Origin of the sequence: Bacillus sp. FSL W8-0223 (assembly GCF_038006805.1) — a bacterium.
In the GTDB taxonomy this organism is placed as follows: Bacteria; Bacillota; Bacilli; order Bacillales; family DSM-4216; genus Bacillus_O; species Bacillus_O smithii.
Window position 1 is genome coordinate 3,053,669 of record NZ_JBBOVX010000001.1, and the last position, 25,358, is coordinate 3,079,026.

The 25,358-nt window shown below is 41.8% G+C and carries 26 protein-coding genes, 1 tRNA gene and 1 pseudogene; 13 read left to right on the top strand and 15 right to left on the bottom strand.

Annotation, left to right across the window (positions count from 1 at the left end; translation table 11 throughout):
• Positions 1-103 precede the first annotated feature (103 nt).
• The 5 genes from NST81_RS14680 (at position 104) to NST81_RS14700 (ending at position 4,196) form a co-directional block, all read left to right on the top strand.
• Positions 104-649, top strand: coding sequence for an RNA polymerase sigma factor (locus NST81_RS14680; RefSeq protein WP_048623999.1), 546 nt, complete (start codon positions 104-106; stop codon positions 647-649).
• Positions 642-1,148 carry an anti-sigma factor family protein gene (locus NST81_RS14685; RefSeq protein ID WP_048624000.1) on the top strand — a complete coding sequence of 169 codons (507 nt, stop codon included), beginning with the start codon at positions 642-644 and terminating at the stop codon, positions 1,146-1,148. Before NST81_RS14680 ends, NST81_RS14685 begins: the two co-directional genes overlap by 8 nt.
• A gap of 13 nt (positions 1,149-1,161) precedes the next feature.
• On the top strand, positions 1,162-2,013 hold the full coding sequence (locus NST81_RS14690; RefSeq protein ID WP_327796504.1) for a hypothetical protein: 852 nt from the start codon (positions 1,162-1,164) through the stop codon (positions 2,011-2,013).
• A gap of 111 nt (positions 2,014-2,124) precedes the next feature.
• Entirely contained in the window at positions 2,125-3,363 is a 1,239-nt protein-coding gene (locus NST81_RS14695) for an MGDG synthase family glycosyltransferase (protein ID WP_341030126.1), read from the top strand.
• An 86-nt stretch (positions 3,364-3,449) separates the two neighbouring features.
• Positions 3,450-4,196: a polysaccharide deacetylase family protein gene (locus NST81_RS14700; protein WP_328202790.1), complete on the top strand. Its 747-nt coding sequence runs from the start codon at positions 3,450-3,452 to the stop codon at positions 4,194-4,196.
• Positions 4,197-4,236: 40 nt separating this feature from the next.
• On the opposite strand, the gene NST81_RS14705 is transcribed toward NST81_RS14700, so the two are convergent.
• From NST81_RS14705 to NST81_RS14715, 3 genes are all read right to left on the bottom strand, one after another.
• Positions 4,237-5,544: a VTT domain-containing protein gene (locus NST81_RS14705; RefSeq protein WP_341030127.1), complete on the bottom strand. Its 1,308-nt coding sequence runs from the start codon at positions 5,542-5,544 to the stop codon at positions 4,237-4,239.
• A 197-nt stretch (positions 5,545-5,741) separates the two neighbouring features.
• A complete protein-coding gene (locus NST81_RS14710) occupies positions 5,742-6,341 on the bottom strand; it encodes a DNA-3-methyladenine glycosylase (RefSeq protein WP_412678318.1) in 600 nt (199 codons plus the stop codon).
• A 335-nt stretch (positions 6,342-6,676) separates the two neighbouring features.
• Positions 6,677-6,901, bottom strand: coding sequence for an AbrB/MazE/SpoVT family DNA-binding domain-containing protein (locus NST81_RS14715; RefSeq protein ID WP_328202796.1), 225 nt, complete (start codon positions 6,899-6,901; stop codon positions 6,677-6,679).
• 562 nt (positions 6,902-7,463) lie between these two features.
• On the opposite strand from NST81_RS14715, the gene NST81_RS14720 reads away from it, so the two are divergent.
• Positions 7,464-7,622, top strand: a complete 159-nt coding sequence (locus NST81_RS14720; RefSeq protein WP_003352615.1) for a hypothetical protein — start codon at positions 7,464-7,466, stop codon at positions 7,620-7,622.
• 334 nt (positions 7,623-7,956) lie between these two features.
• Here the strand turns inward: NST81_RS14720 and NST81_RS14725 are convergent.
• From NST81_RS14725 to efeO, 4 genes are all read right to left on the bottom strand, one after another.
• A tRNA-Lys gene (locus NST81_RS14725) sits at positions 7,957-8,029 on the bottom strand.
• Positions 8,030-8,199: 170 nt separating this feature from the next.
• The gene (locus NST81_RS14730) at positions 8,200-9,951 is read right to left on the bottom strand and encodes an FTR1 family protein (protein ID WP_048624006.1); all 1,752 of its coding nucleotides are present in this window, start codon (positions 9,949-9,951) and stop codon (positions 8,200-8,202) included.
• Between the two features lie 30 nt (positions 9,952-9,981).
• Positions 9,982-11,289, bottom strand: coding sequence for an iron uptake transporter deferrochelatase/peroxidase subunit (gene efeB, locus NST81_RS14735; protein WP_341030128.1), 1,308 nt, complete (start codon positions 11,287-11,289; stop codon positions 9,982-9,984).
• Entirely contained in the window at positions 11,289-12,143 is an 855-nt protein-coding gene (efeO, locus tag NST81_RS14740; RefSeq protein ID WP_003352620.1) for an iron uptake system protein EfeO, read from the bottom strand. The genes efeB and efeO overlap by 1 nt, the downstream gene beginning before the upstream one ends.
• 228 nt (positions 12,144-12,371) lie before the next feature.
• Between efeO and NST81_RS14745 the strand changes: the two genes are divergently transcribed.
• Positions 12,372-12,959, top strand: a complete 588-nt coding sequence (locus tag NST81_RS14745; RefSeq protein WP_048624008.1) for a nitroreductase family protein — start codon at positions 12,372-12,374, stop codon at positions 12,957-12,959.
• A 752-nt stretch (positions 12,960-13,711) separates the two neighbouring features.
• On the opposite strand, the gene NST81_RS14750 is transcribed toward NST81_RS14745, so the two are convergent.
• From NST81_RS14750 to NST81_RS14775, 6 genes are all read right to left on the bottom strand, one after another.
• Positions 13,712-14,431: a YebC/PmpR family DNA-binding transcriptional regulator gene (locus tag NST81_RS14750; protein WP_327796510.1), complete on the bottom strand. Its 720-nt coding sequence runs from the start codon at positions 14,429-14,431 to the stop codon at positions 13,712-13,714.
• Positions 14,432-14,871: 440 nt separating this feature from the next.
• Positions 14,872-15,255 (bottom strand): hypothetical protein, encoded by a 384-nt coding sequence (locus NST81_RS14755; RefSeq protein ID WP_341030129.1) that lies wholly within the window; start codon positions 15,253-15,255, stop codon positions 14,872-14,874.
• Between the two features lie 12 nt (positions 15,256-15,267).
• Positions 15,268-15,798 (bottom strand): NAD(P)H-dependent oxidoreductase, encoded by a 531-nt coding sequence (locus NST81_RS14760; RefSeq protein ID WP_048624011.1) that lies wholly within the window; start codon positions 15,796-15,798, stop codon positions 15,268-15,270.
• Between the two features lie 33 nt (positions 15,799-15,831).
• A complete protein-coding gene (locus NST81_RS14765; RefSeq protein WP_341030130.1) occupies positions 15,832-17,454 on the bottom strand; it encodes a DHA2 family efflux MFS transporter permease subunit in 1,623 nt (540 codons plus the stop codon).
• Positions 17,455-17,490: 36 nt separating this feature from the next.
• A complete protein-coding gene (locus tag NST81_RS14770; RefSeq protein ID WP_048624013.1) occupies positions 17,491-18,126 on the bottom strand; it encodes an HlyD family efflux transporter periplasmic adaptor subunit in 636 nt (211 codons plus the stop codon).
• A gap of 109 nt (positions 18,127-18,235) precedes the next feature.
• A complete protein-coding gene (locus tag NST81_RS14775) occupies positions 18,236-18,451 on the bottom strand; it encodes a hypothetical protein (RefSeq protein ID WP_341030131.1) in 216 nt (71 codons plus the stop codon).
• 617 nt (positions 18,452-19,068) lie between these two features.
• Here NST81_RS14775 and NST81_RS14780 point away from each other — a divergent pair.
• Positions 19,069-19,524, top strand: a complete 456-nt coding sequence (locus NST81_RS14780; protein WP_003352630.1) for a MarR family winged helix-turn-helix transcriptional regulator — start codon at positions 19,069-19,071, stop codon at positions 19,522-19,524.
• A gap of 52 nt (positions 19,525-19,576) precedes the next feature.
• On the opposite strand, the gene NST81_RS14785 is transcribed toward NST81_RS14780, so the two are convergent.
• Positions 19,577-20,680 carry an ABC transporter ATP-binding protein gene (locus NST81_RS14785; RefSeq protein WP_341030132.1) on the bottom strand — a complete coding sequence of 368 codons (1,104 nt, stop codon included), beginning with the start codon at positions 20,678-20,680 and terminating at the stop codon, positions 19,577-19,579.
• A gap of 113 nt (positions 20,681-20,793) precedes the next feature.
• On the opposite strand from NST81_RS14785, the gene NST81_RS14790 reads away from it, so the two are divergent.
• The 4 genes and pseudogenes from NST81_RS14790 to NST81_RS14805 all read left to right on the top strand — a co-directional run bounded on the left by NST81_RS14790 (position 20,794) and on the right by NST81_RS14805 (position 23,844).
• Entirely contained in the window at positions 20,794-21,048 is a 255-nt protein-coding gene (locus tag NST81_RS14790) for an alpha/beta-type small acid-soluble spore protein (protein WP_048624017.1), read from the top strand.
• Positions 21,049-21,190: 142 nt separating this feature from the next.
• The gene (locus NST81_RS14795) at positions 21,191-21,967 is read left to right on the top strand and encodes an arginase family protein (protein ID WP_341030133.1); all 777 of its coding nucleotides are present in this window, start codon (positions 21,191-21,193) and stop codon (positions 21,965-21,967) included.
• A 305-nt stretch (positions 21,968-22,272) separates the two neighbouring features.
• Positions 22,273-23,060: pseudogene (locus NST81_RS14800) on the top strand (3-oxoacyl-ACP reductase).
• A gap of 409 nt (positions 23,061-23,469) precedes the next feature.
• The gene (locus NST81_RS14805) at positions 23,470-23,844 is read left to right on the top strand and encodes a hypothetical protein (protein ID WP_048624021.1); all 375 of its coding nucleotides are present in this window, start codon (positions 23,470-23,472) and stop codon (positions 23,842-23,844) included.
• A gap of 228 nt (positions 23,845-24,072) precedes the next feature.
• Here NST81_RS14805 and NST81_RS14810 read toward each other — a convergent pair whose 3' ends face one another.
• On the bottom strand, positions 24,073-24,435 hold the full coding sequence (locus tag NST81_RS14810) for a hypothetical protein (RefSeq protein WP_328202828.1): 363 nt from the start codon (positions 24,433-24,435) through the stop codon (positions 24,073-24,075).
• 560 nt (positions 24,436-24,995) lie between these two features.
• Between NST81_RS14810 and NST81_RS14815 the strand changes: the two genes are divergently transcribed.
• Positions 24,996-25,355, top strand: a complete 360-nt coding sequence (locus NST81_RS14815; protein WP_048624023.1) for a P-II family nitrogen regulator — start codon at positions 24,996-24,998, stop codon at positions 25,353-25,355.
• The last annotated feature ends 3 nt before the right edge of the window (positions 25,356-25,358 follow it).

The window sequence follows — 25,358 nt, forward strand, 5'->3', positions numbered from 1 at the left end:
AAATCTCCTATAAGAAGGCGTCCCATTATTTTAGCAAAAAATGTCGTTCCGATCTATCAACCATAGAAGGCTCGAGCTTTTCTTCACAGGGGGTTGAAAAAAGGTGGATCAAGAACTCACCAATTTAATACAAAAGGCCAGGAGCGGGGATTTGGAGGCGTTCTCTACACTGGTTTCCAAATATAAAGGCCAAGTATTCCGCCATGCTTTTTCGATCGTGAATGACCGAATGGAAGCGGAAGATATCGCTCAGGAAGCTTTTGTAAAAGCTTACTCATCGCTATCCAAACTGGATAATGACTTTGCCTTTGTTTCTTGGCTGACAAGAATCGTGACGAATATTTGTTACGACAAATTAAAAAAAAGAAAAAAAATACAAAAATTGCAGCTGCAAAGCAAGGATCGAGCCGAACACATGAGTATGACCTCATCTATCGATCGGACACAATTGAAGCTTGAAATTCAGGAAGCGATGCAAAAATTATCCCCGGACCAGCGCACCATACTTTCGCTGCGCGACATCCAAGGATATTCGTACGATGAAATTTCCAAAATGTTAAGCATTCCCCTTGGTACAGTGAAATCACGCATCCATTCGGCCAGAATCGCGTTGAAAAAAGAAATTTTCGGAGGCGAGCACAATGAATGACCATGTTCATGAACTCCTGTCAGCGTTTATTGATGGAGAATTAAACGAAGAGGAAAGAAAAAAAGTAGCAGACCATGTAGCAGAATGCCGTCAATGCAGCACTGAGCTAAAAGAACTTCAATGGCTGAAAGAAGAACTGTTTGCCGTTTATCATTCCATCGAAATACCGAATGTTCAATTTGAACACTCTGTTGTCCGGAAAATAAAACAAATCTCCTCGCCGTATCGCCCAATGAATCGATATGTTCGTTGGACTATGAGTTTCATCGCCCTACTAATGGCTGCCTTCATTCTCTCGAAAATGGGGAACGTGTTTTATGTAGGAATTACACTGGCCACTTCCTTTGTGCATATCGGATTAAGCGTGACTCATGCACTGGCCTCGGTTCTTTCGTCCATTCCATTGCTCTTTCTCGCTTGTGTTATCATTTCCATGGTTATTTTAGGAACATCGATTTGGGCCATTCAGTTTTTGCTCAGGGTAAAAAGTCTAGAATAGGGAGATGTAGAACATGAAAGGGTTTAACATTTTGAGTGCCTTTCTTTCCATCATGGTTTTGACTTTGCTGATCGTTCACCCTGCTCTGGCAGCAGATAAACTTATAATAGACAAAAAAGATGTCATCGTTCCCGAAAAAGAAAAAGTGGAAAATGTGGTTGTACTTGGAAATGACGCCGAGATCAGCGGACATGTCAAAGTCGGAGTCATCGTCGTGAACGGTGACCTTACGATGAACAAAACAGCCGTTGTAGGCGGTCCTGTCATTGTGATCGGCGGTCATGTTCATCAAGAAAAAGGGGCTCGTATCTCCGAGCATCTCATCACCGTTAATCTAAACGATCCCATGCAAAACAGCTTTATCTTCGGCGGATTTCTTTATTTATTCACTTGGGGCATACGGCTTGCTTTTAGTATTATATTAGTGATTGGCACCGTACTGTTAGGGATTATTTTGAAACGCAGAACATTCAGACACGAAGAACTTTTATTGAAAAGACCCGGTAAAACGTTGATCATTGGATTTATGGCAAGTTTAGCGCTGACAACGTTATGCACGCTTCTGGCTCTCACCATTATTGGCATACCGGTTGCCTTGTTGGTATTTGTCGCAAGCGCTCTTTCCTTTTTTATCGGATTGCTTGTATTCAGCAAAGAATTGGGCAAACAATTGAAATTCATGGATGGCAAACCTGAATGGCTGAAATTGCTCTTCGGTTCAGCGCTGGCGGTCTCTATGATTAATTTTCCTGTCGTTGGAAGTGTCTGTCTGCTCTTGCTCATATGGTTTTCATTGGGCATTGCCATGACATGGCTTTTTTCAAAACCGCTCTTTGAAAGGAGAAAAAGCAAAAACTCTGATTAATTCATAAAGGGTTTTTGTTTTTTCTTCCTCGACCCGCTTTTTCTGACATGAACTTTTTTTGGACAACCTCAGTCTTTTCTATTGATCACAAAGATTATTGGGGGAAGAAGAATGTCAAAAGTGACGAAAAACAAAATCCTTATTCTTTCGGGTACGTTCGGACAAGGACACCTCCAAGCTGCCAAAGCTCTGGAAGAAGCCGTTCAGCTATGTTTTCCAAATGTGCAGCCTGTTGTTTTCGATTTTATTGCATGGGCTCATCCTCATATGTATCCAATTAGCAATTATCTTTACATAAAAGGATTGAAAGTCTTTCCTCAACTATATGGATTTTTTTATCAAAAAACCCATCCAAAAAGCGTATTTTCAACAAGAATACAGTCGTTGTTTTTCGTTGGACTAAGAAAGATGCTCCAATTGCTGGAGAAAGAGAAACCCGCGGTCGTCGTCAGCACCCATCCATTTGTGTCTGGAATACTTTCTAAACTGAAAGAATATGGATTAACGAATATCCCTATTGTGACCGTGATTACAGATCATACGGATCACAGTTGTTGGATTCACCCTTTTACGGATCTTTACATAGTAGGTTCCAATGAAGGGAAAAAGAGATTGCTCAGACGAAATGTCCCGGAAGAGAAAATTGCCAGTACGGGAATCCCCATTCAGACAAAGTTTCTTTATCCTTATAAACGCGATGAATTTATTGTCAAGCACGGACTGGATGCCGAGCTTCCTACCGTTTTGATTATGGGAGGCGGAGATGGCCTTTTTGGCAAAGGGTTTCTCAATTTGCCGACGCTTGAATCCATCCCGGAAACTCTGCAATTGATTATTTTGTGCGGACGCAATCAGAAATTAAAACAAAAGTTGGAAGTAGAACTAAAACAGTCTAAACATCGGATTCATTTATTCAGTTATGTAGAATATGTCCATGAACTGATGGCAGTTTCGGACATCATTATCACAAAACCGGGAGGAGTGACCACGTCAGAAGCTTTGGCCATGGAGCTGCCCATGATTCTCTATCATCCTCTGCCCGGTCAAGAACAAGAAAACGCTCGTTATTTAACAAAATCCGGAGCAGCCATTCTGTCTGAAAATCCCGATGACTTAATCTATCAAATTTCCAATTTGATAAAAAATAAGCCGCTCCTGCTGAAGATGAAAAAGAACTCTGAAAGAATCCAAAAAAAAGCCGCTGCATTCGATGCGGTGTTGGCCATTTATCAACTAATGGCCATGACAAGCCATCCTACTTACATCGTGGCAAATGGACTCCAATTGAAAAAACGGAAATCAGCACGTTTTTTTAAAAAAAGAACGTCTATCCTCCACATCAACGGCTGAACCGTTATAATAGGATAAAGATAGGGAGATTCCTGTGTCATCTATGAATCTTCCTAGGCCTTGTAGAGAAGAAAGGATTTTGATTTATGGAGAAAATCATGATCTGCTTTTTTGTCTTTTTATGTTTTTATATGTTTATTCCTTATCTATTATCCTTTTGGTTCGGTGTTGGAGCATTTCGAAAAGGGAACGGTGAAAGCCAAGTCGCTTTCACTTTCGACGATGGACCCGATCCCGTGTATACCGCTCAACTGCTTGATCTTTTAAAGAAATATGGGGTCAAAGCCACCTTTTTTGTCGTCGGATCGAAAGCGAAAAAATACCCTAAACTCATCTTACGAATGCACAAAGAGGGTCATTTGATCGGAATTCATAATTACGTCCATCGATCCAATTGGCTGATGACTCCTTGGTCCGTTGTCCGCAACTTGCGGGACTCCGCGGCCATTGTTCAAAATATCACCGGCGTTCGGCCGTCTTATTACCGTCCGCCTTGGGGTCTGATGAATCTCTTTGATTTTTTTCTGCACAAAGAATTTCGCATTATTTTATGGTCTGTTATGGCAGGCGATTGGCGCAATAAAGGAACGAGCTTAATTATACAGAATAAGCTTCTGAAAAGGATTAAGCCCGGGGACGTCGTTTTGCTGCATGATTGCGGAGACACGCCGGGCGCCCATATTGACGCTCCTTACTATATGTTAAAAGCATTAAAAGAAGTTTTGAAAGAGTTGAGGCAGCGTGACATTCAATTTGTCCGTTTAGATGAAATGATCGATAAACGTCCTATGAAAGTCCTCCCAAAACGCTCCCAACATCATCGAAAAAGATAGAAATATTTAGGAAACGGGCGGAAGTTTTTTCTTCGCCCGTTTATTCCGTTTTCTCCAAATGACCTCGTTTGGAAGCTTTGATCATATTTAAGAGCCTGGAAATTTCGATCATCAAAATGATCAAGCTTACCCAAACTCCTCCAAACGTATAGCCCGCCACTAAATCACTTGGATTTTCCGACCCTAAATAAATGCTGCTGACTGAGATCAGTGCAAATATCAGCATTTCTAATACAACAATCAAAACATTTCCCATTTTTCTTTGACTATGCCGAAGCACGATGTACAGAAAAAAGATGTAAAGCACAACCCATAAAAAACTTAATTCGCTCGGGAAAGATTGGCTGAACATGTTTGCAGCCGCAATATAGCTGAACAAAATATGGAGGCCTTTGCTTAAAATAAGAGCTCCCAGTATGCAAATGACATAATATTGGAATTCCAACCATTTGTTTTTTCCTTTGAAGAAAATCCATATAATCGTTAAAAAACCCACAAACAAAAGAGAGTTTCGCGACAATAAGGAATACATAGAATCGATCGTCTGTTTCCAGCGAGGATCCACTATATACGAGACGACAGCCTTCGTGATGGTATTAAATTGTCCAAATTCATTTTCGATAAAATCTTGAATCATCCCTACCATCAGACTGAACATAGCGATAAACACAATGGCCATCCCGAAAATCAGCAGCTTCATGCCAAGGAAGCTGTGAAATCGTTTAAACATGGCTTCAAATAACAAAATCAAGTTTTCTCGAATCTTGCGGATGTTTACTTTAATGTATAAGTATATAGCATACACAAGACCAATTACGACGCAGCCAATGATCATATATAATTTGGCCTCTTGATGAAATTGCTCCCATTTTGGGCCGAAAATTTTTCCCAAAAAAATGAACGTCCCTACCCACAGAAACACGCCGATATACGCAAAAACAACAAAAGATCGAAAAGGCAAGCGGGTGATTCCCGAAAATAAACTAGTCACATGACGAACGCCGGGAATAAAAAAAGAAAATAACAATAATCTTCTTCCGTATTTTTGATTCCATCTTGAAATTCTTTCTATTTTCTCCGGTCCTAAATGAAACTTGCTTCCATATTTATAGAAAAAAGGGGCTCCCAATTTAAATCCAATCCAATAGGAAATCGTGACTCCTACAATTCCCCCCAAGCCCCCAAAAAGGACAGCGAGAGCAAAATGGACTTTTCCTTGATAAGCAAGAAAACCGACATAGCTCATAAGAATTTCGTTCGGGACAGGAACAATGATCAGCTCCAGCATTAACGAAAAGAAAAGGACGATGTATCCATATTGATCGATTAAATGGATCAATAAGTGCAACTTTGAACTCCTCCTGATTTTGAAGCATTCTATCGTAAAAGACTTTCCATGATTTCCAAAAGTTCAGCTTCATTTAAAATCAAATGATCGGATAGATACTATCTATAGATCGCCCCTCTCCATCACATCGATTTTTTTCTTACCATCATCCCTGCGTCAAACACTTCTTCTGTCATCGTTTTTGGTGGAATTTTGATCTATTTCGAAACAAATCGGTTTCCACTTACCCAGAATCGCCATGGGTAGTCTTTTGCTTCTCCCGTATTTTCGATGCCGATTCTCTTTCCTTGTGAAATTGCCTCAGGTACAAATCCTTTTGCTATAAACAAGGGAGGTTTTTGAAGAGGACGGCCATAGTCTGCCATTGTAATCCCTAAAGCCTTCGTCAATTTGCCGGGGCCGTTTGTCAGCTGGCGCACGTCCTTAATCTTGCTTCTTCTTTGAAACATCAAATCGATGCCGTCATAAGGTTCAAGAGCACGAACCAGCACCGCTTCCGGCTGTTCTTTGCCGCCGCTTACAACATTAAACAAACAATGGGTATGCATCACGTATGTATAAGCCAACCCGGCTTCATGAAACATAATCTCCGTCCGTTTTGTCCTTCTGTTGCCATAGCTGTGGGCTGCGCGGTCTGTCGGGCCCATATATGCTTCCGTCTCTACAATAAAGCCAGAGGCTATTCCCTCTTCCGTTTCTTTTACAAGCAAACAGCCAAGCAAGGCTTTTGCCAATTCAAGGGTCGGCTTCTGGAAAAATTCTATCGGCAATGGTTGATACTTCATATGCCCTTCCATTTCTTTTTCCTCCACTTTGTTGTTATTCCAAGCTTCATGATGATACTATCGAAATTCGCTTTTCTTTTCATTACAAAGAAAAAACCTAAAAAAAGCAAGGCACCTGCCTTTAAAACGCCTTGCTTCAGAATGTAGACAAAAAGGCATCCGAATGGGCATAACCGGACGCCTTTTTGTCTACACTCTCTGAGGCCGCATCAAACTTAATCAGTCTTCAATACAGCCGAGGATAATTTTTTAAACAAAAAGTATTTACAATGTTATAACGATGTAATAACATATAACTAGAGAATAGAGTCTGCCCGCCCCCTATTCTCATGAATTCGTACAGGTTTCTACTTCCTTGTTATGTCAAAATATTTTTCCACAACGTCTATCACTCGTGATTCAAAATCACTATTGATAGGCGTTATTTTATGGTTTCTTAGTACGATCTCACCTTTGTCTTTTCGCAACTCGACTTCAACGGTGTCGCCCTCATTTAATTGTATTTCTTTCAGCATATCTGCAGGCAAATTGACACCTAATGAGTTGCCTATCCTTCTGATTTTTCTTTCCATTCAATCACCACCAGCCTTTATTATAGCAATTTCGCCCGCTTAATATGCCAGAGACCATAATCATACTTAATCATGCTCCATTCCCCTGAATGGATTAAAGGGACTATCATCAGCCTTTTCAAAAATAGCAGCTAAAACATTTTGGGAATTAGATATTGGATCCTCTTTTTTTATTGCCATCACAAACGTCCGAAAGAGGGTAGAATTCATAAAATAAAGGGGATCCGTTCCCCTTTAATGCAAAAAATATTAAGAAAATACACCATAGCAATAATAGATCTGTTATATTGTGAGTAAGGAAAACGGAAATAAAAGAACTAAAAGTTAAGAGAAAATGATTGCAACGATCCATTTCAATGTTACCAAATCGGAACTTTAAGAAAGAGAGCATATACCAGAATGGTGAAAAAATGACTATTCTTATTGGGAAAAAGTTGTTTTTGATAAAAATTTTCCTTGTATTTTGAAACTGCTGCTGATAAAAAGGGATTTTTAAGGGGTCTGATAGGGACATGAAACATGAGGGGACAATTAAAAAAATTGCAATAGGATGGCGAACAAGATGAATAAAAACACTTTAAGCCAAATTTCATTTGTATTGTCCGGCATTTCAGTTCTTATATTCGGAATTATCAAAAGACAAGGGCTGACAGCATGGGGGCTTTTTGTTTTGTTCTTTGTTATAGCGATTTTGCTTCGAAACTATGACAAAAAACGATGAGCAATAAAAAATGACCAGAAATCAAAGCATTATCCTTCCAGAGTATAGACAAAAGGCATCTGAATGGACATATTCGGATGTCTTTTGTCATTTTCATGCTTTTAAAGATGGCGGTCAGACCAAAAAGTTTATTTTATGCTATTACCGGACTTTTCGATGATCGGCAAGCCACCTTATTCACATTCATCGCAGCAAAAGTATCTTTGCCAGCATTTCATCCATCTCTATTTTTTAATGACACACAAAAAAGCTATCGGCAAATCCCGGTTTTGGATTTGCCGACAAACGAAAAGCAAGGCGCCTTTAAAACGCCTTGCTTTTTTGGACTTTATAATGGGGCATGCAGGGTTCGAACCTGCGACCTGCTGATTAAGAGTCAGCTGCTCTCCCAACTAAGCTAATGCCCCGTCTTCTTAAGAACATCTATTATACTACCATAATTTACTTTATAAATCAAGCCTTTACGGATGAAAGTTTTACCTCAAAAAATCCGGGGAGCGCGAATGTTCCGATATGGATTGAATCGACATCAAGAGAAGGCGACCGGTGATTCATACGGAACGCTCCCCTTATTAGGTTAAGCCGCCTTCTCACTTTTACGGTTTGATTTCTCTACCCAGTAAGCCGCTCCTGCAATGAGGACAACCAGCACAATCTGCGGAAGGATCGTTTCCATTGTCGGATAAAAACCGATCCATTCAATATTAGGCAAAGATGCCAAAGTATGCGCCGGAAGCAACTTGGCAACTTGCAAGGCATGGACGCTTACTCCGAGAATTTTAAACGATAAAAAGTAAATCAGCACAGTAGCAACCAAGAAAAACGGTCGAACCGGGATTTTGACGCTGAAATGAATAATCAAAAACCCAACGATGAACAAGATGACCAACGCTATTCCGATTCCTGCCAGCAATCGGCCGACACTCATCGAAGGAGCCATCCCAACATAAAAAATGATGGTTTCTGCTCCTTCTCTGAAAATAGCAAGAAAACTGATCAACGACATCGTCCAAAGACGGCCGCCTTCAAGCGCTTGATTCATTTGCTGCTGAATATATTGATTCCATTGACGAACATTGGACTTATTATGCAGCCATGCCCCCACCGTCAACATCATCACAACGGCCGCGATTCCGGCAAACCCTTCAATATACTCACGGCTGGAAGCACCTGTCATTTTGGAAAAGGCCAAACTTAACACGATCGCAAACAATGCACTGGCGAGAATACCAGCGCCGGCCCCTCCCCATATCCATTTTTGTTTTTCCGCCTGATTCGTTTTTTTCAAAAAGGCGACAAGAGCCGCAATTACAAGCAATGCTTCCATGCCTTCACGCAGCAAAATCAAAGCAGCGTCCCAAATGCTGTAGCTTGTTTGTTTCATTAGAGACTCGAGGCGGGAATGTAAGTCATTGATGATGGCTTCTGCCTTATGGATATCACCGCTGTTGGAGCTTAAAATACTGACTGCCGCCGGTACTTTCGTCTCCATATCATTGTACAATGCAGCGTCCCGAGTTTGAACTTCCCCTTCTACCATCGGCCAAATCGTTAAAACCTCATTTAAGGAGGAAACGGCCTTTGATTTATCATCCTTTTGGATCGCTTGGACACTATCCTTTAATAGTCGGTTTAAATCAGAAAGAGTATACTCTTTTGAGTTCGTTTTGGCGGACGCCTTTCCGGATAAAAAGTCATCAACCGATTGTTTCAATGACTGAAGGCTGTCTGTTGCCTTTTTTTGATCCACTGGCTCTTGGGTAAGAGCAATTCGCAAAAAGGACATATTTTTTTCGATTTCTCCATAAGAGGCAACACTTTGTTGTCGAACAGCCATTTCCGCCTCTCGATTCCATACGGTCTCAAATTGGCGATATTGATTATAGGCTTGTTCCCATTTTTTACTTTCAATCAAAGTTTTCATTTGTTCCATCATCGGCTGCAGTTGACGGACTTTATCTTTTTCTTCCTCTTTATTACCTTTTGATTGCTGTTCTTCCAAAAGAATCAGCTGGCTTGATAAAGCGGAGAGAGCATGACGGAGATCCCCTGCATTTTTTTCGTGTAAAGCTTTTTTCGCCTTTTCCAATTCTTGGTTGATCCGCTTTACCTGTTTGCCGCTTGGTTTTTGAAGCGTATTCCATTCTTGCTCAAATTGCTGGATATCCTTTTGAATGACATCCCAGTCAGCTGATGATTGCGTATGCGTTAACGCATCACCGATAGGAACATACAATTCATCATACCCTTTCTCGGCATAAGCAGGAGAAATCTTTAGAAAACAAACCAATATGCCGATCACGACGATGATGATGTGAGATCGTTTCAAAATATCATCTCCTCATTTCCAAACGAGACTCTATTCAAACAGAGACTCTCCGATATAGCCGCCTTTTTTTACACCGGGGAAGCAGGCAAAAATGGCGCTTCCGCGATGGGTAATATATTCGTTTAATTTGTCGTTTTGAGAAAGCCTGGATTGAATGGGAATAAATTGCCGGCTAGGCTTGCGTTGGTAGCACATAAAGAGCAAGCCTGCGTCCAAACTTCCGGTTTTTGGATCCATCCCGTCGGCATAAGAATACGAACGACGCAAAATTTTTTCCGTTCCGTCATGATGCGCCAGCCGAACATGTGAATCGACCGGAATGTAATATTGACCATCCGGCCGTTTTTTCTTTAAATCAAGAGGATCGAATTCATCTTTTTGGCCAAGCGGAGCCCCGCTTGCTTTATGACGGCCAAAAGTCTCTTCCTGGTCGCGCAAACTGGACCTGTCCCATACTTCAATATGCATTTGAATTCTTCTGACGACTAAATAAGATCCGTTGATTAGCCAATTAGGCCCGTCTCCCGGCTGAACCCATACATACTGGTTCATTTCTTTTGCATTGTGCACAGCAGGATTGACCGTTCCATCTTTAAATCCAAATAAATTCCGCGGCGTATCTTTTTTGGAAGAAGCCGCTTGCTTGGAACGCTGAAATCCGGCTTGCGCCCAGCGGATCGTCGCTTTGCCGCGGGCGATTCTGACCAAATTTCGAACCGCATGGAAGGCCACTTGGGCGTCGTCTGCGCATGCTTGAATACATAAATCTCCTCCGCACCATTTCTCATCCAACGCATCGAGAGGAAACTTCGGCAGTTCTTTTAATTCTCCGGGTTGCTTACGCTTTAAGCCAAAGCGATCCTTTCCATCTTTTACAAAAAGCGTGGGCCCCACACCAAAGGTAATCGTTAAATTAGAAGGCGAAAGCTCCTCTGCTTCTCCTGTATCTTTAGGGGGCAAAAAGTCGTTGCCGGAATTCTCTCCGACCGGCTTTCCGGCCGTCATCAAAGCGGCGGCTTTCGTCCAATCTTGAAAGAGTTGGATTAATTCTGATCGGCTCTCAGCTGTTACATCCATTGCAGCAAAGTACACATGATTTTGCATTGGTGTCGCAATTCCTGCTTGATGGGCACCATAAAAAGGAACGGTTTCGTCCTCTTTATCTTCTTCGGCCGCTTCCGGGAATAAGTTCGTCATCGTGAGCAGACTTCCGGCGCCGCTAGCCCCAAGCGCAAGGCCAATTCCTCCGGCTCCCGCTATTTTCAGCATATCTCTGCGGGAAATCTGCTTAGACAAAAAAGTTGGTTCTTCCGGTTGTTTCTTCGATTGTTCCGTCATTATGATTCCTCCACAACAATGCCCATTTTGGAAAGAGGCTCTGCCAGTGCATCAATCGCTTGGCTTAATTCTTTTACCTCTGCGGACGTTAACTCAGTGTATGGAACATATCCGTCGCCTTTTTTATGCTGATTGAGCAATTGGTTGACTTGATCAAAATGACTTCCGATTTCATCCGAAAGCTTCTTGTCTTTTTTCTCTAAAGCAGGCTTCAGCAACTCATAAATTTTTTCAGCTCCTTGGACATTTGCGGCAAAATCGTATAAATCAGTATGGGAATAGCGATCTTCTTCCCCCGTTACTTTCGATGTCGACACTTCATTCAATAAATCAACCGCACCGGTAATTAATATGTCCGGCGTCACTTTGACCGTTTCTACTTTGGCACGCAGCAATTTTACATCTTTCAACAATTGGTCTGCATATTGCTCATAGCCAACTGTCGTGTTCTCTTTCCACAAACCTTTTTCAATTCGATGGAATCCCCGCCATTCCGATGCCGGAACATCTCCTTCACGGGCGTCAATTTCAGGATCGAGGTCTCCAAATACTTCTGCAATCGGTTCTGACCGCTCATAATGCATCCGAGCCAGCGGATAAATTTGTTTTGCCTTTTCTATGTCACCGCTTTTGACAGCGTTTGTAAATTGTTCCGTGTCTTTTACAAGTTCATCTATTTCTCCAATGGCATAGCCACGATACTCTTTTGTGACTTGCGCCAATTCTTTTGACTGCTGCGTTGAAGCACTTTTGTCCGTCTTCTTAGGCTCAGAGTCTGTTTTAGAAGATTGAGAACAGCCGAATAACAGGCTGGATGATAACAATGTCACGAATGCAGCTTTCCAAATTTTCACTTTTCTTTTTCCTCCTCTATAGATGAATATGTATTCTATCAATCGAATAAAATATCAAACCATTACAAATGTATTATATATAATAATGAGAATCATTTTCAATACTATTTTCATTCATTTTTCACAAAAATCCAACAAAAAGAGAAAAAACCAATTATTTGTCTGAAAAATAAAACTGTTTTACAATAGAATTAGATTCATATAATCGACATGGTAGGAGGGGTCCCTATGGGGAAAACGGAAGTCGTACGTCAGCCGGAATACGAAATTGATTCTGTATTTTTAGAGCGCTGGTCTCCACGTTCATTTTTAGAAAAAGAGGTGCCGGAAGATATCCTGCTTAGCCTGTTTGAAGCGGCACGATGGGCGCCGTCTGCTTTCAACCTTCAACCATGGCGCTTCATTCTGGCTAGGACTAAAGAAGACCGTGAAAAATTCATGACGTTCATCGGTGAATTTAACCAAACTTGGTGCAAAAAAGCTCCCGCATTCGCTTTGATTATCTCTCAATTGACTAGTGAAAGGGGCAATATCGGTTCTCACGCTTTCGACGCAGGCGCCGCTTGGGGTTATTTATCCTTGGAAGCAACGAGAAAAGGCTTGATTACGCATCCGATGACAGGAATTGATTTTGACAAAGCTCGTGAAGTATTGAATATTCCGGAAGACTATGCGATCGATGCTCTTATCGCCATTGGCTATCAAGGAGAAAAGGAAGCTTTGCCGCTACACTTGCAAGAAAGAGAAGTGCCATCCACTCGCCGGCCTGTGAAAGAATCCATCTTTGAAGGCAGCTTTGGCGAACCGCTTAAATAAGCAGTGGTGTACCTCTTATCTTTCACACATCGTACATATCTGTTACGTTTCTTTGATCGTTTTTATTGTTTTTTCTGGCGTTTTCGTTTTAATCGAATACGCCAAGAGCTAAGCGGTCGAGTATAGGTTCGATCGTTTTATCGTGTGATTACAAGCTATTTTGAATGAATATTGAACGATTTTTTCTCGCAAAAAAACGGTGCCCCGGAAGTCAGTTAGATAACCCGGGGCACCCTTTTTAATGTAAATCTTTTTATAGTATGATCGCGAATTTCATTCGCTTTCCGCGAGCGAACCGCAGCCTTCTCGCTCGTCCCTCGCTGCTAGGTATCGCCTAGTCTTGCTTTTCCCGCAGGAGTCTCGCCCATTTTGAGATCGTCACATTAAAATGTACCTAATGGTAGCCGTTTTGGCCATTAGCTGAACCGGATGTTTTCCCTTTCGGCTTTTGCTTGCTGTTTTGTTTCGTTCCGCCGTCTTTTTTCTTAGCCAACGAACTCCCTCCTTCGCATATAGGTAACATGCATTCCTTAATATGCGCAAAAAACGGAAGAAAATTTATCCCTTATTTACAAAAAAAGAGCGTTGATTACATCCTGCTGAGAACACTCGCCCTTTATGCCTCGATTGGTCTACTCTCCATCCTTCGAGAAAAAATCCTATTTATTCCCTTTAGTACATTTTTAAAGCATAAAAAAACCCAGCAACCTTTGTTGTTGCTGGATCGTTCTTTTGGGTCAAATCCCCGGAAGTTATTCCCCTAAATCCACATTGTGGTACACTTGCTGAACATCTTCTAAATCTTCTAATGCGTCAATCATTTTTTCAAATTTGGCTTGATCTTCTTCTGAAAGGGTAACGTAATTTTGTGGAATCATCGTTAATTCCGCCACTTTAAATTCCGTTATTCCCACATTCTTGAATGCTTCTTGAACGGCATGAAATTGATCAGGGTCAGCATATACGATAACCGTGTCATCTTCTTCAAATACGTCCCGTACGTCCACATCTGCTTCTAATAATAATTCCAGCACTTCATCCGCTGTTTTCCCTTCGACTCCAATAACCGCCGTGGCATCAAACATATAAGCTACGGATCCGCTCACACCTAAATTACCGCCATTCTTTCCAAACGCTGCACGCACTTCTGACGCCGTACGATTCACATTATTCGTCAGTGCGTCCACGATCACCATCGATCCATTTGGTCCGAATCCTTCATAACGAAGTTCATCGTAGTTTTCATCGGAACCGCCCTTCGCTTTTTCAATCGCACGTTCAATAATCGCTTTAGGCACATTATACGTTTTCGCACGTTCCAGTACCACTTTTAACGCACGGTTGGCTTCCGGATCCGGTTCTCCTTGCCGGGCCGCTACATAAATTTCACGTCCAAATTTCGCATAAATACGACTCATATTCGCATCTTTCGCAGCTTTTTTATCTTTTATATTATTCCATTTACGTCCCATGAAGTTCCACTCTCTTTCCGACACAAAATGATTCACAACACTTTTAAAACATCCATTCAAGGTGTGGAGACGGAATTTTTCATAAAACCACTAAATCATATATGAAGATGACGCACTTATCTGCTTTTGAATTATACACCAATTGCATAGGTGGTTTCGAGTGTTGTTTCATACGTTTCAAGAAAAAGATACAATATCTTCTATTCCGCCTGTTTTTTCCTTATTCCAGGATGAAACATGAAGGAATGCCGTTTTTGCTGCTTTTCACGCAAAATTTACTATCATTTTCCGATTCAGAAAAATATGGATAAGTTTTTTATCCTTTACGGAAACGATCCTTTTGCTATTAAACTTACTGAGACAAGCATCCCTGCCAAACACATTGGTGAAACGGCAAAAAAAGGACCATCAGCAGAAAAGCAAGTTTCTGCTGATGGTTTTTATTGGTCATCTTGATCTTTATTCATCAAACGCAAAGCTTCCCGATATTGATCATCTTTTATGGGATCTTCCACTTTTGAAGGATTTTCCTCATCTGAATGGTCGGCGTCTTTCGAAACTTGCTTCCAAAAGTTTTTCAGCACTTGCCGATACTCGTCATCCGCCATGATCGATTGAAGATCTTCATCCTCGTGATGCCGGACATGATCGTCAGATTGGGAGAGCGGCGGCCGATCTGTTCCGGACTCTTCCTCTTCTTGACGTTGAGTATGTTCTTCCTCCGATCGGCCTGATGGTTCCTTAGTGACGGCACGGGTATTGACGGTCACTAAACCGGTGAGTACCAAAATCGAAAGGATGATACAAATAATCGTTGTCAGCATCCGGTCATCCCCCTATTCTTCCTCTGCCATTTTCTTGGCCACCCGAGCCACCCGCTCACCAAGGGCCCTTCCCAATTCCAACCCATTGTTGTCAATCGGTTCAGGGGAGTCAGGCGGACAGCTGATTCCCACGCCATAATACGAACCGTAAAAAGCATTTTCAGGAATATTACCCGGCAAGCCGACGACAATCATTCCATGGTGAAGCATGGGGGTGATCAAATTCAGCATGGTGGATTCAACACCGCCGTGAATCGTAGCAGTCGTGCAAAAAACGGCTCCAACTTTATTCACCAGCTTTCCTTCCGCCCAAAGGTAGCCGAGACGGTCAATCCAAGTTTTCAAGCCTGAACTGACCGTGCCAAAATGTCCCGGTCCTCCCCAAATAATGGCATCCATTTCCGGAAGTTTATAAATATCGGCATCCTTCACATGATCGATGAGGACTTCCGCTCCGGGCACTTTCTTCGCACCCTCCGCAATGGCTTCAGCGAGAGTTTTGGTATGCCCGCCTTCGCTGTCATACACCACATAAATTTTCATAGGATCTACCCTCCTGTTCTTTGAAACTTAAGCTTACACTTCCTTCGGCCGCTCAGAAGGAGAAGGAAGCATTGGAACATTCCGCTTTCTTTTTGCCGCTTTATCGCGTACTTTGTCTTTTCGGACATCGCGCAAAAATAGACTTAGGATGAGCCCGACGATACATAACCCGGTTGCCCAATAAAAGGCATCATTAATTCCATTCACATTGGCTTTCAGCAAGATTTGGCTGTAAAGCGAAAAAACAGAAAGTTGCTGAGCCATTTCCACCGGCAAATGCGTCGCCCCCGCCATCGAATGGACAAAAGCTTGAAACGACTGCATAAACGTTGGATCAGCTGTGCTCATGCCATCCGCCAAGTTCGCATAATGGAAATTGGTTCTGTTGGAATAGATAGTGGTAATTAAACTGGTTCCTAACGCACCGGATATTTGGCGAAGCGTATTCGTCATCGCCGTTCCATGGCTGTTCAAATGTCTAGGCAATTGATTCATTCCGGCTGTCATAATCGGCATCATTAATAACGACATTCCAAAAGAACGAATCATGTAAAGGCCTAAAATATGTTCATAAGAAGTATGGATGGATAAGCGAGTAAATTCATAGGTTGTCAAGATCGTGACAATTAAGCCAACTGCTGCAAGCGGCCGGGGTCCTACTTTATCAAACAGCATACCTGAGACGGGCGACATCACCATCATAACAAGTGCACCCGGAAGCATTAACAATCCGGCCTGAAGCGGTGTAAATCCCCGCAAATTTTGCAAATAAATCGGCAGCAAGAAAATGCCTGCAAACATGGCCACTGTGATGATCGCGCTAATCACATTGGATAACGAAAACATGTCGTATTTAAAGACACGAAAATCAAGAATTGGTTTTTTCGATGTTAATTGTTGAATGACAAAGGCTACAATGCCTATCAAACCAATGACAATCGTTGTGAGGACAACAGGATCCGTCCATCCGTCTGTTCCCGCTTCACTGACTCCATATAATAGCGAAGCCACGCCTATTAAAGACAATAAAGCTCCCAAATAATCGAGTTTGATTTTTTTCGGCTCCACAATGTTTCGCAAGGTAAAGAAGGAAATCAGAATGATTAAAATTCCCAGCGGCACCATGGCGTAAAACATAATACGCCAAGAATAGTTTTCAATCACCCATCCTGATAAAGTAGGGCCGATGGCAGGCGCAAACATCATCGCCAAACCGAAAATCCCCATTCCTCTTCCGCGCATTTCCGGAGGGAAAACAAACATAATGATCGTCATAACGAGAGGCTGCATCACTCCGCCGCCAATCGCTTGAATTAAACGACCGATTAACATGGTGGAAAAATTAGGGGCAATTCCGCATATAAAAGTCCCCAACGTAAAAAATACCATGGCCACTAAAAACAAAATCCGGGTGCCGAAACGTTCGATTAAAAAGGCTGATAACGGAATCAACGCTCCGTTGACTAGCATGAATCCTGTAGACAGCCATTGGATCGTCGTAGCTCCAACCCCAAAATCCGTCATCATATGGGGCATGGCAACGCTTAGAAGCGTCTGATTCAAGATGGCCAAAAACAGCCCCAGCATGAGGACCGCCAATAACGGGATATGCTGCCAGATTCCTCGGTTCGTTGTATCAGCTGATTCAGAAGCCATTCTCGACTGCCTCCTTTCCGATTGAATTCATGACGATTATTTAGAAATTTTCACTTCTGCGTTCATGCCAGGCAGAACTTTATCCGATGGATCTTTGATCGAAATTTTCACCGGAACTTTTTGTGTAACTTTTGTGTAGTTTCCGCTGGAATTTTGTTCAGGTAATAAGGAGAAAACAGAGTTCGTTGCATATCCGATTTCTTCTACTTTGCCATCAAATGTCGTATCCGGATCGCCATCAACCGTTATGGTTACTTTATCTCCTTTTTCAATGTCCTTAAGATCGGTTTCTTTAATATTGGCCACAATGTAGAGGTGACTCAAGTCAGCTGTTTGAGCCAACGTTTGTCCCGCTTGAACAATTTGATTTTTTTGCACTTGATTTTTAATAATGGTCCCTTTTTCAGGAGATGTTACCGGAATCGTCGTTTTGCCGTCAGAAATTTTTCCAAGCAAATCGTCCTTCAAAACTTTATCTCCTTCTTCTCCGGTCCAGTCCACTAATTTGCCGGAAGCTGTCGCCACAACCGGAACCATATCCGCTGATACTTTTGCATCATCAGTTTTCAAGTAGTTCGTGGTTTGATAGTAATAATAAGCTCCTCCTGCCAACAACAAGATCACGACAATGATCCCTACTAAATTCAATAGAACTAAACGTCCTCTTGACATTCTCTTTTTCTCCTTTCATCTATTTATACTTACTCTATGCATTTAACATAAATAGAAACCGGAAGTTTTTCACAAAAAACCTCCATGAAGCGAACCCAGTATAAATGAGTCATTTCCATCCCTTAGAACAAAAAAATTCCTGTGAAAGGTCATTTTTTTGCTCAAGACACCTTATCGCCACCCCTTTGAATAACCGCATTTCTTCTTTGGCGATACTGGTTTTTAAAAATCCTGAATGATTGAAAATCCTCCACCCAGGATCCGCCGTTTCAATCAAACCGTTCGAAAACAATTCCAGTCGCAAGAGGCTTATTTCTTCGCCCATAGCCATTCTTTCGAAACAAATTTCCGAAAGAACTAGCAATCTCCCAACTTCCTATTTGTGGATTAGTTCACAATCCCTTTTTTAGCCATAAACCATGCTAAAGAACTGAAACGGATGGTTAACCTTTTTTCCATTGTCTGCATATAAAAGGTCGCCGCTTTTGAAATTTCGTCAACCATACGGAATGGAAACGACCGATGGTGAACGGTTCAAGTATTCTTATTGAAGTGAGCACTTGATTTTTTATGGATGGATGACAGCGATCCAATCATGCCTACTCCTCGGCGATGGAATGAATCAGGTCATGTTGATGGCACTCGGCTCACTCCTTTCCTAAATAAAAATTTAAGCGATTTAAATATTATTACAGACAAGTTCACAATGTCAACCATTTTGTCACAATTTTTTTTCTTGGATTCTTGCTCTTTTCGAAACGAGAAAAATGCGTCTGATCTCCCAATAAAAGCGCATTTATGAGAATAAAAAAATAAAAGTAGTACCTTCTGGCCAAATCATCCTACTTTTTATTTGTCTTGTGAAAGTTTGACAACACCTTTTAAATTGTTTAATATTTAATTAGGTAAAATATCAGCAGGGATATGAGAGGACGAATGAAGATGCTCCAATACGAAAAAGAGTTTTTAGATAAAATGGAAATGATTATGGTTTCTATTAGTAAAAAACTGCGCCCATTGATAGAAAAAAAAATGCAGCCATTCGGGATTACCGGGCCCCAGTATCATATCATGAAAATGTTGAAGCGCGAAGGTCCTGCCCGAGCGACTCAATTAGCGGACATGATGAATGTGAAACCAAGCGCCATTACTGTGATCATTGATCGATTAATTGAACGCGGGCTTGTCGAAAGGTGCCACTCCGACACAGATCGACGAGTAGTCATGATGCAATTGACGAAAGCCGGCGAAGAGCTGGTGGAAACTGTCAGTGTATCTTTCAGTCAACTGATGGGCACCTTTTTTTCTCATTTTTCCAACGCGGAATTGATGACCTTTTACCAATTATATAAAAAGCTTGATCAAGTCATCGACGAGGTTTTGTCCGAAGAAAAATGATCCCTTTTTGAAAGCAGGATAGATCAACGTCGAACAAAAAGTCGGTTCCTGCTTAGGAGCCGGCTTTATCGATCCGCCATTTCGTTTTCACATCAAAAAAGCAGGATTTTTCCAATTGAAAACGAAACGCCGCCTGTTCTCCCGCTTTCCATCCTTTATCGGAAGGCACTTTGGCTAAACATGGTTGACCTCCGACGAGAAAAGACAAAATGGTTTCGGCGCCCATAAACTCGACTAATTGAATTTTCGCCGTCACGGTTGCAGAATCTGTCATCCCCTCAGAAAACGCGATAATGTGCTCCGGGCGAATGCCTAGAAGGACCGTTTGCCGATCATACCCGCGTGCTTTCAAAAACGATGCTTTCTGTTCCGGCAGCTTAAAAAACAGGTCGCCGATCTGAAAGAAACCATTTTCCAACCTTCCAACGAAAAAATTCATCGCGGGGGAACCGATAAATTCGCCGACAAATTGATTAGCCGGATTTTCATACACTTCTTGCGGTGTTCCCACCTGCTGAATTTCCCCCTCTTTCATGACAACCAGCCTTGTCCCCAACGTCATGGCCTCTACCTGATCATGCGTTACATAAATAGAAGTCGTTTTTAGTTGTTGATGAAGCTTTTTAATTTCATTTCGCATTTGAACCCGGAGCATCGCATCTAAATTGGATAGCGGCTCATCGAATAAAAACGCCTGCGGATGACGAACGATGGCCCTTCCCAGCGCTACCCGCTGCCGCTCGCCTCCCGACAACTCCCTCGGCTTCCGATCCAGTTTTCCTTTTAACCCCAGCACATCTGCCGCCCATCGCACCCGCTTATCGATCTCTGATTTAGGGAGTTTTTGCAGCTTTAAACTGAAAGCCATATTTCCGTAAACGGTCATATGGGGGTACAAAGCGTAATGTTGAAACACCATGGCCAAGTCACGGTCTTTCGGTGGAATGTTGTTGATTAATTTTCCGTCTAAATATAAATTCCCTTTTGTAATCTCTTCAAGCCCCGCAGCCATTCGCAACACCGTTGATTTTCCGCTTCCAGACGGACCTACAATCACGAGAAACTCTTGATCTGAAATATGTAATGAAAAATCCCTTACCGCCTCTATGCCGCCGTGATACACTTTAGAAACGTGTTCAAACCGGATGTCAGCCATTCATCATTTCCCCTTCCCGAACGCCTTTCTCCCTTCAAGTATAAACTTTCCCATTTATGAAGCAAAAATTTTTTCGAATCGGACACACTATCAACGAAAGGAGGAATGCGATCATGGCAAGAAACAACAGACCTCTTGTACCCGGTGCCAGAAAAGCGCTCGATCAGCTGAAAGCGAATATCGCCGGCACTTCTCGTCCCCAAGATGCCAAATTTGAAGCGGCAAAAGAAGCGGGCGTTCCGTTAAAAAAAGGGTATAACGGCGATCTGACATCTGAACAAGCCGGAAAAATCGGAGGAAAGATCGGCGGAAATATGGTGAAAAGATTGATTGAATTGGCAGAAGAAAACTTAACGAAAAGAAAATAAGCACGTGGTCTCCTCCAAGCCCCTTATAAAGGAGGAGTCCTTTTTTCATTCGCTGTAAGTTTTGTGCTATAGTAATAGAATAGAAAACCGAATGTCGCTTCATTCTCAAAACCTATGATTCAACCAAAGGGAGATGAAAACAATGGGTTTAGTGAATAAGGGTATGACGGTTTTACATTTTGATGAAACATACAAACTGCAGTCAAAACTTCAGCTTTTTCCTCACGAAAACATTGACTTCTACGATCTCCAACACGTGAACTTATACTGCGAACAAGATTCTTTAACCAAAATCGAACAACGTCTTGCCGAAAGACGAAAAAAAGGGATAACGCTGATCGGAAGCGGAAACTACCATTATGTCACATCCTCTTTGTTAAAAAAAATCAAAGAGCCCTTTACGCTTGTCTTATTCGATCACCATCCTGACATCGGCCGTTCCGACGAATCAGACACATTGCTTTCTTGCGGATCATGGGTATCCTATGCCCTAAAGAACATTCCCATGCTGAAAAAAGCCGCGATCATTGGACCAACCTCTCTTAAGAATCAGGATTCTTCTTTACCTAATGCGACCATTTTTCCATACAACAGCCACAGAGTTTCTTCCAAGATGATTCTTTCCAACATACCAACAAACACCGTTTATATCAGCATCGATAAAGATGTGCTCAAGAAAACAGACGCCATCACCAACTGGGATCAAGGACAAATGTCTCTCGCTTCATTGCTCCATTATATAGAGGAACTGCTGCAATATAAAAACGTATACGGAATGGACATATGCGGAGAAGCGAAATTCTCGCCCGATCAGTATTTCGATCCAAACTTTCAAGACGCCCTTCGCAAAAACGAATCCGCTAATATCAAAATTTTGCAAACTTTTTTTGAAGGAGCTTCCCATCTAAAAGGAGCATAACGAGACCGTCCTTGTTTTCACAGTTGTCAGATTCCTCATTTATTAGCTGATTCGGTCATAGTGTTATTTGCCACTTTTAACGGAAGTAATGGAATGGCCGCATAAAGAAGACTTCAAATCTTGATACTGAACCAGCTTGCATCGTCAGAGGGAAGCAAATCCGTTCGTTCATGCACTGCTTTCCTTTCTCAGGAAAGCAGTTTTTATTTTGCTTGAACGGCAGTCCTGCCATACAGATTGAAAAGGTCCATAATCATAAATGAAAGAACCTTTCAAAAAATTTTTGCCAAGAGGAGGAAGAACAAATGAAGATCAATGAGCAGCTCGTATTAGTAACCGGCGGAAGCAGAGGTCTTGGCGCGGCAATAGCCCGTTCTTTTGTCCGAGAAGGAGCACAAGTCATCATCAATTATTACCAAAGCAAAGAAAAAGCTGAAAAATTGGCGGAAGAACTCGGACATCGTGCATTGGCGCTGCAAGGAGACGTTCGCAGCAAAGAAGATATGGAAAACCTGTTTCGAAAAGCAGAAGAGCATTTCGGAAAATCGGTCACGACCATTATTCATAATGCACTGATTGATTTCCAATTTGATTCCGATAACAAAAAAGACGCCTTTGCGATTGAATGGGAAGATGTTCAAAAGCAGTTGGAAGGGAGCGTACGCGGAGCGCTGAACATCATTCAAGCCGGTTTAGAAAAAATGAAAGCCTCCAAATTCGGCCGAATCATCACCATCGGAACCAATCTTTTTCAAAATCCCGTCGTTTCCTATCATGACTATATAACAGCCAAGGCGGCATTGCTTGCGTTGACGAGAAACATGGCACAGGAATTAGGCCCATATAACATCACCGTCAATATGGTGAGCGGCGGATTGCTTAAGACAACCGATGCCAGCCGAGCCACTTCGGATGAAGTATTTAAACTAATTGAAGCAACCACTCCGTTAAGACGTGTGACTTCTCCGGAAGAACTGGCAGACGCCGTCCTCTTTTTCGCCTCGCCGTGGAGCCGCGCCGTGGAGCCGCGCCGTGGAGCCGCGCCGTCACGGGCCAAAACTTAGTTGTCGACGGCGGATTGGTGATGGACTAACGAAACGGCACTTACATTTGCATATGGGAACATGGAAAACTTGGTTGACCCGAAAACGCCGTTGGAAAGCACATTTTGATTCCGTCCAAATGAGGAACTTGGATGATGCTGATAAGTAGGTGATCAGCATCCTTTTTTTGTCCGCTTAAATCAGTTGAAAAAAACAGGCCGGCTCATGTTGTTTTCCCTTTCCTCTAACAAGGCCCGCCGTTATTTTGGATTCCCAAGCCAAAATGTATGTACGTCCATTTTCTGTTCCGCCTATATACGTATTTTCCACATTTTTCCTTTTTTCGCTAAAACGAAGGCTTTTTACCTATTTCTCAAAAACAACCATTTTTTGTCATCCTCCAACTCATCTTTTCGAACAAACAACATAATATGGTAAAGGAAAAAGGAGGTGAACAACATGGGAATCCGATTTATTAAAATCGCGGTTGTTTATTTTGTCATTGGCATTTTATTAGGATTATATATTTCGTTATCCCATTCATACATCCTAAGCGACGTGTACACATCCATTCTTTTGCTCGGCTGGACATCTTTAGGCTTAGCCGGACTGATTTATCATCAATTTCCTCAACTCGGCACCACAGCTCTAGGAAAAACACATTTTTGGCTTTATAACATTGGTTTTCTAGTGTTGATAATTGCTCTCGCTTATTTGCAGTCAGGATATCCGTCAGCCGAACCTGCAGCGTTGGTAGGACTCATTCTCGTGGTCATTGCAGTTATCCTTTTTGCCATCAATGTCTTGTCTAATTTAAAAAACAGCAGCACTTAAATACGGTGCAACTTCCATCAGTGGGGTTTTTCTGTCACCCCACTGATGGTTAGTGGAGCAATCGGTCATTTGAGGAATTTTTCTTTTATCTGAATATCTTTTGAAGCAAAACTTCCAAAGCAAAATCATAGATGTCGTAACGGGTGTTGGTATATTCAACGAAAGCCCAAAAAAGAAGACGTTCATTGTTGACTAAATGGAACGTCCTTTTTTCATTTTTCTTGAATATCATCCGTAGGCTTTATATCCCAAACTTTGATTGATTCGTTGGGCGACAGGTGATTTTTGATGACCATTTGGATCTAGTATTCCTAATTCGCCAGCTCTTTTTAACGCTTGAATCAGAAGTTCGCTGTTTCCATTGCTGCGAAGTCGGCGTTCTTCGTCTGCTGACATATGGATCACATTCTCTGGATGAATGGGTTCCGTTGCATTCTCCATCATATCACGAAAACCTTTGCCATCTAACATCACCCAATTATTTTTTTCCTCTATTACATGTCCTTTATATCCATAAAGAGAACGAAGCAACAAAAGCTGACAATTAAAATGAAAATTGGCAATCTGTTCTTGGTTTAATCTACTAAACATGATTCTCACTTCCTTTTTTATCGATGAGAAAGGTTCATAAAAACAGCCATCTCTTCCAAGAATCTTTTTGAATTACGATATTGAACAGAAACACCACTATGGCCTTTTACTTCAACATGATAAACCATCTATCCCCCTTCAACTTCAGCGATTCCTATAACAAAGATTCTTTCATTATGAACGGATTGGATTGGCGGCGTTGTTCCTATCCTTCTTGAATAAGCTCAATCATAAAGTGCCCATTCTACTCATCCTTCATTTTTATCGGCTTTATAAACTAAATTTTTATAATGTTGCTAAAAATCCAAATATCTTTCATCACCTCCGTTTTAATGGACTAAACCGTCCGTCTAAAAAACGATAAACGCGAAAAAGCGAAAAAGAATTCGCCAAAATGTTCATCTATTCCGATGAAAAAGCGGACTTTCCGGCTAGGACAGGCTGGCAAGTTCGCTTTTTTCTCGTTTTACAAATCATTGGTCGTTGACAGAAGCAAAAATATTGTTATAATTAATATCAAATTAATGTTAGAAAATCTAACATGAAGCGGGTGCAATGAAATGAAAAAGATCGAAGCCATTATTCGACCGGAAAAAGTAACCGAGACGATTAAAGGATTAAAAAATATAGGGATTACAGGTTTTACGGTTTCTCAAGTAGTCGGCAGGGGCAAACAAAAAGATACTCAAGGGGTGTATCGGGGAAAAAATTATAAAGTGACGCTCCATCCTAAAGTGAAATTAGAAATTGTTCTATCGGATTACATGGTGCAACCGACCGTTCAAACGATTATTCAGTGCGCTCAGACAGGAGAAGACGGCGATGGGAAGATTTACGTCTACCCGATTTTGGAAGCTTATAATATTCGGACCGGTACATCCGATTGGAGCATTGATGATTTAGCCAATCAAGGAGGATGAGAT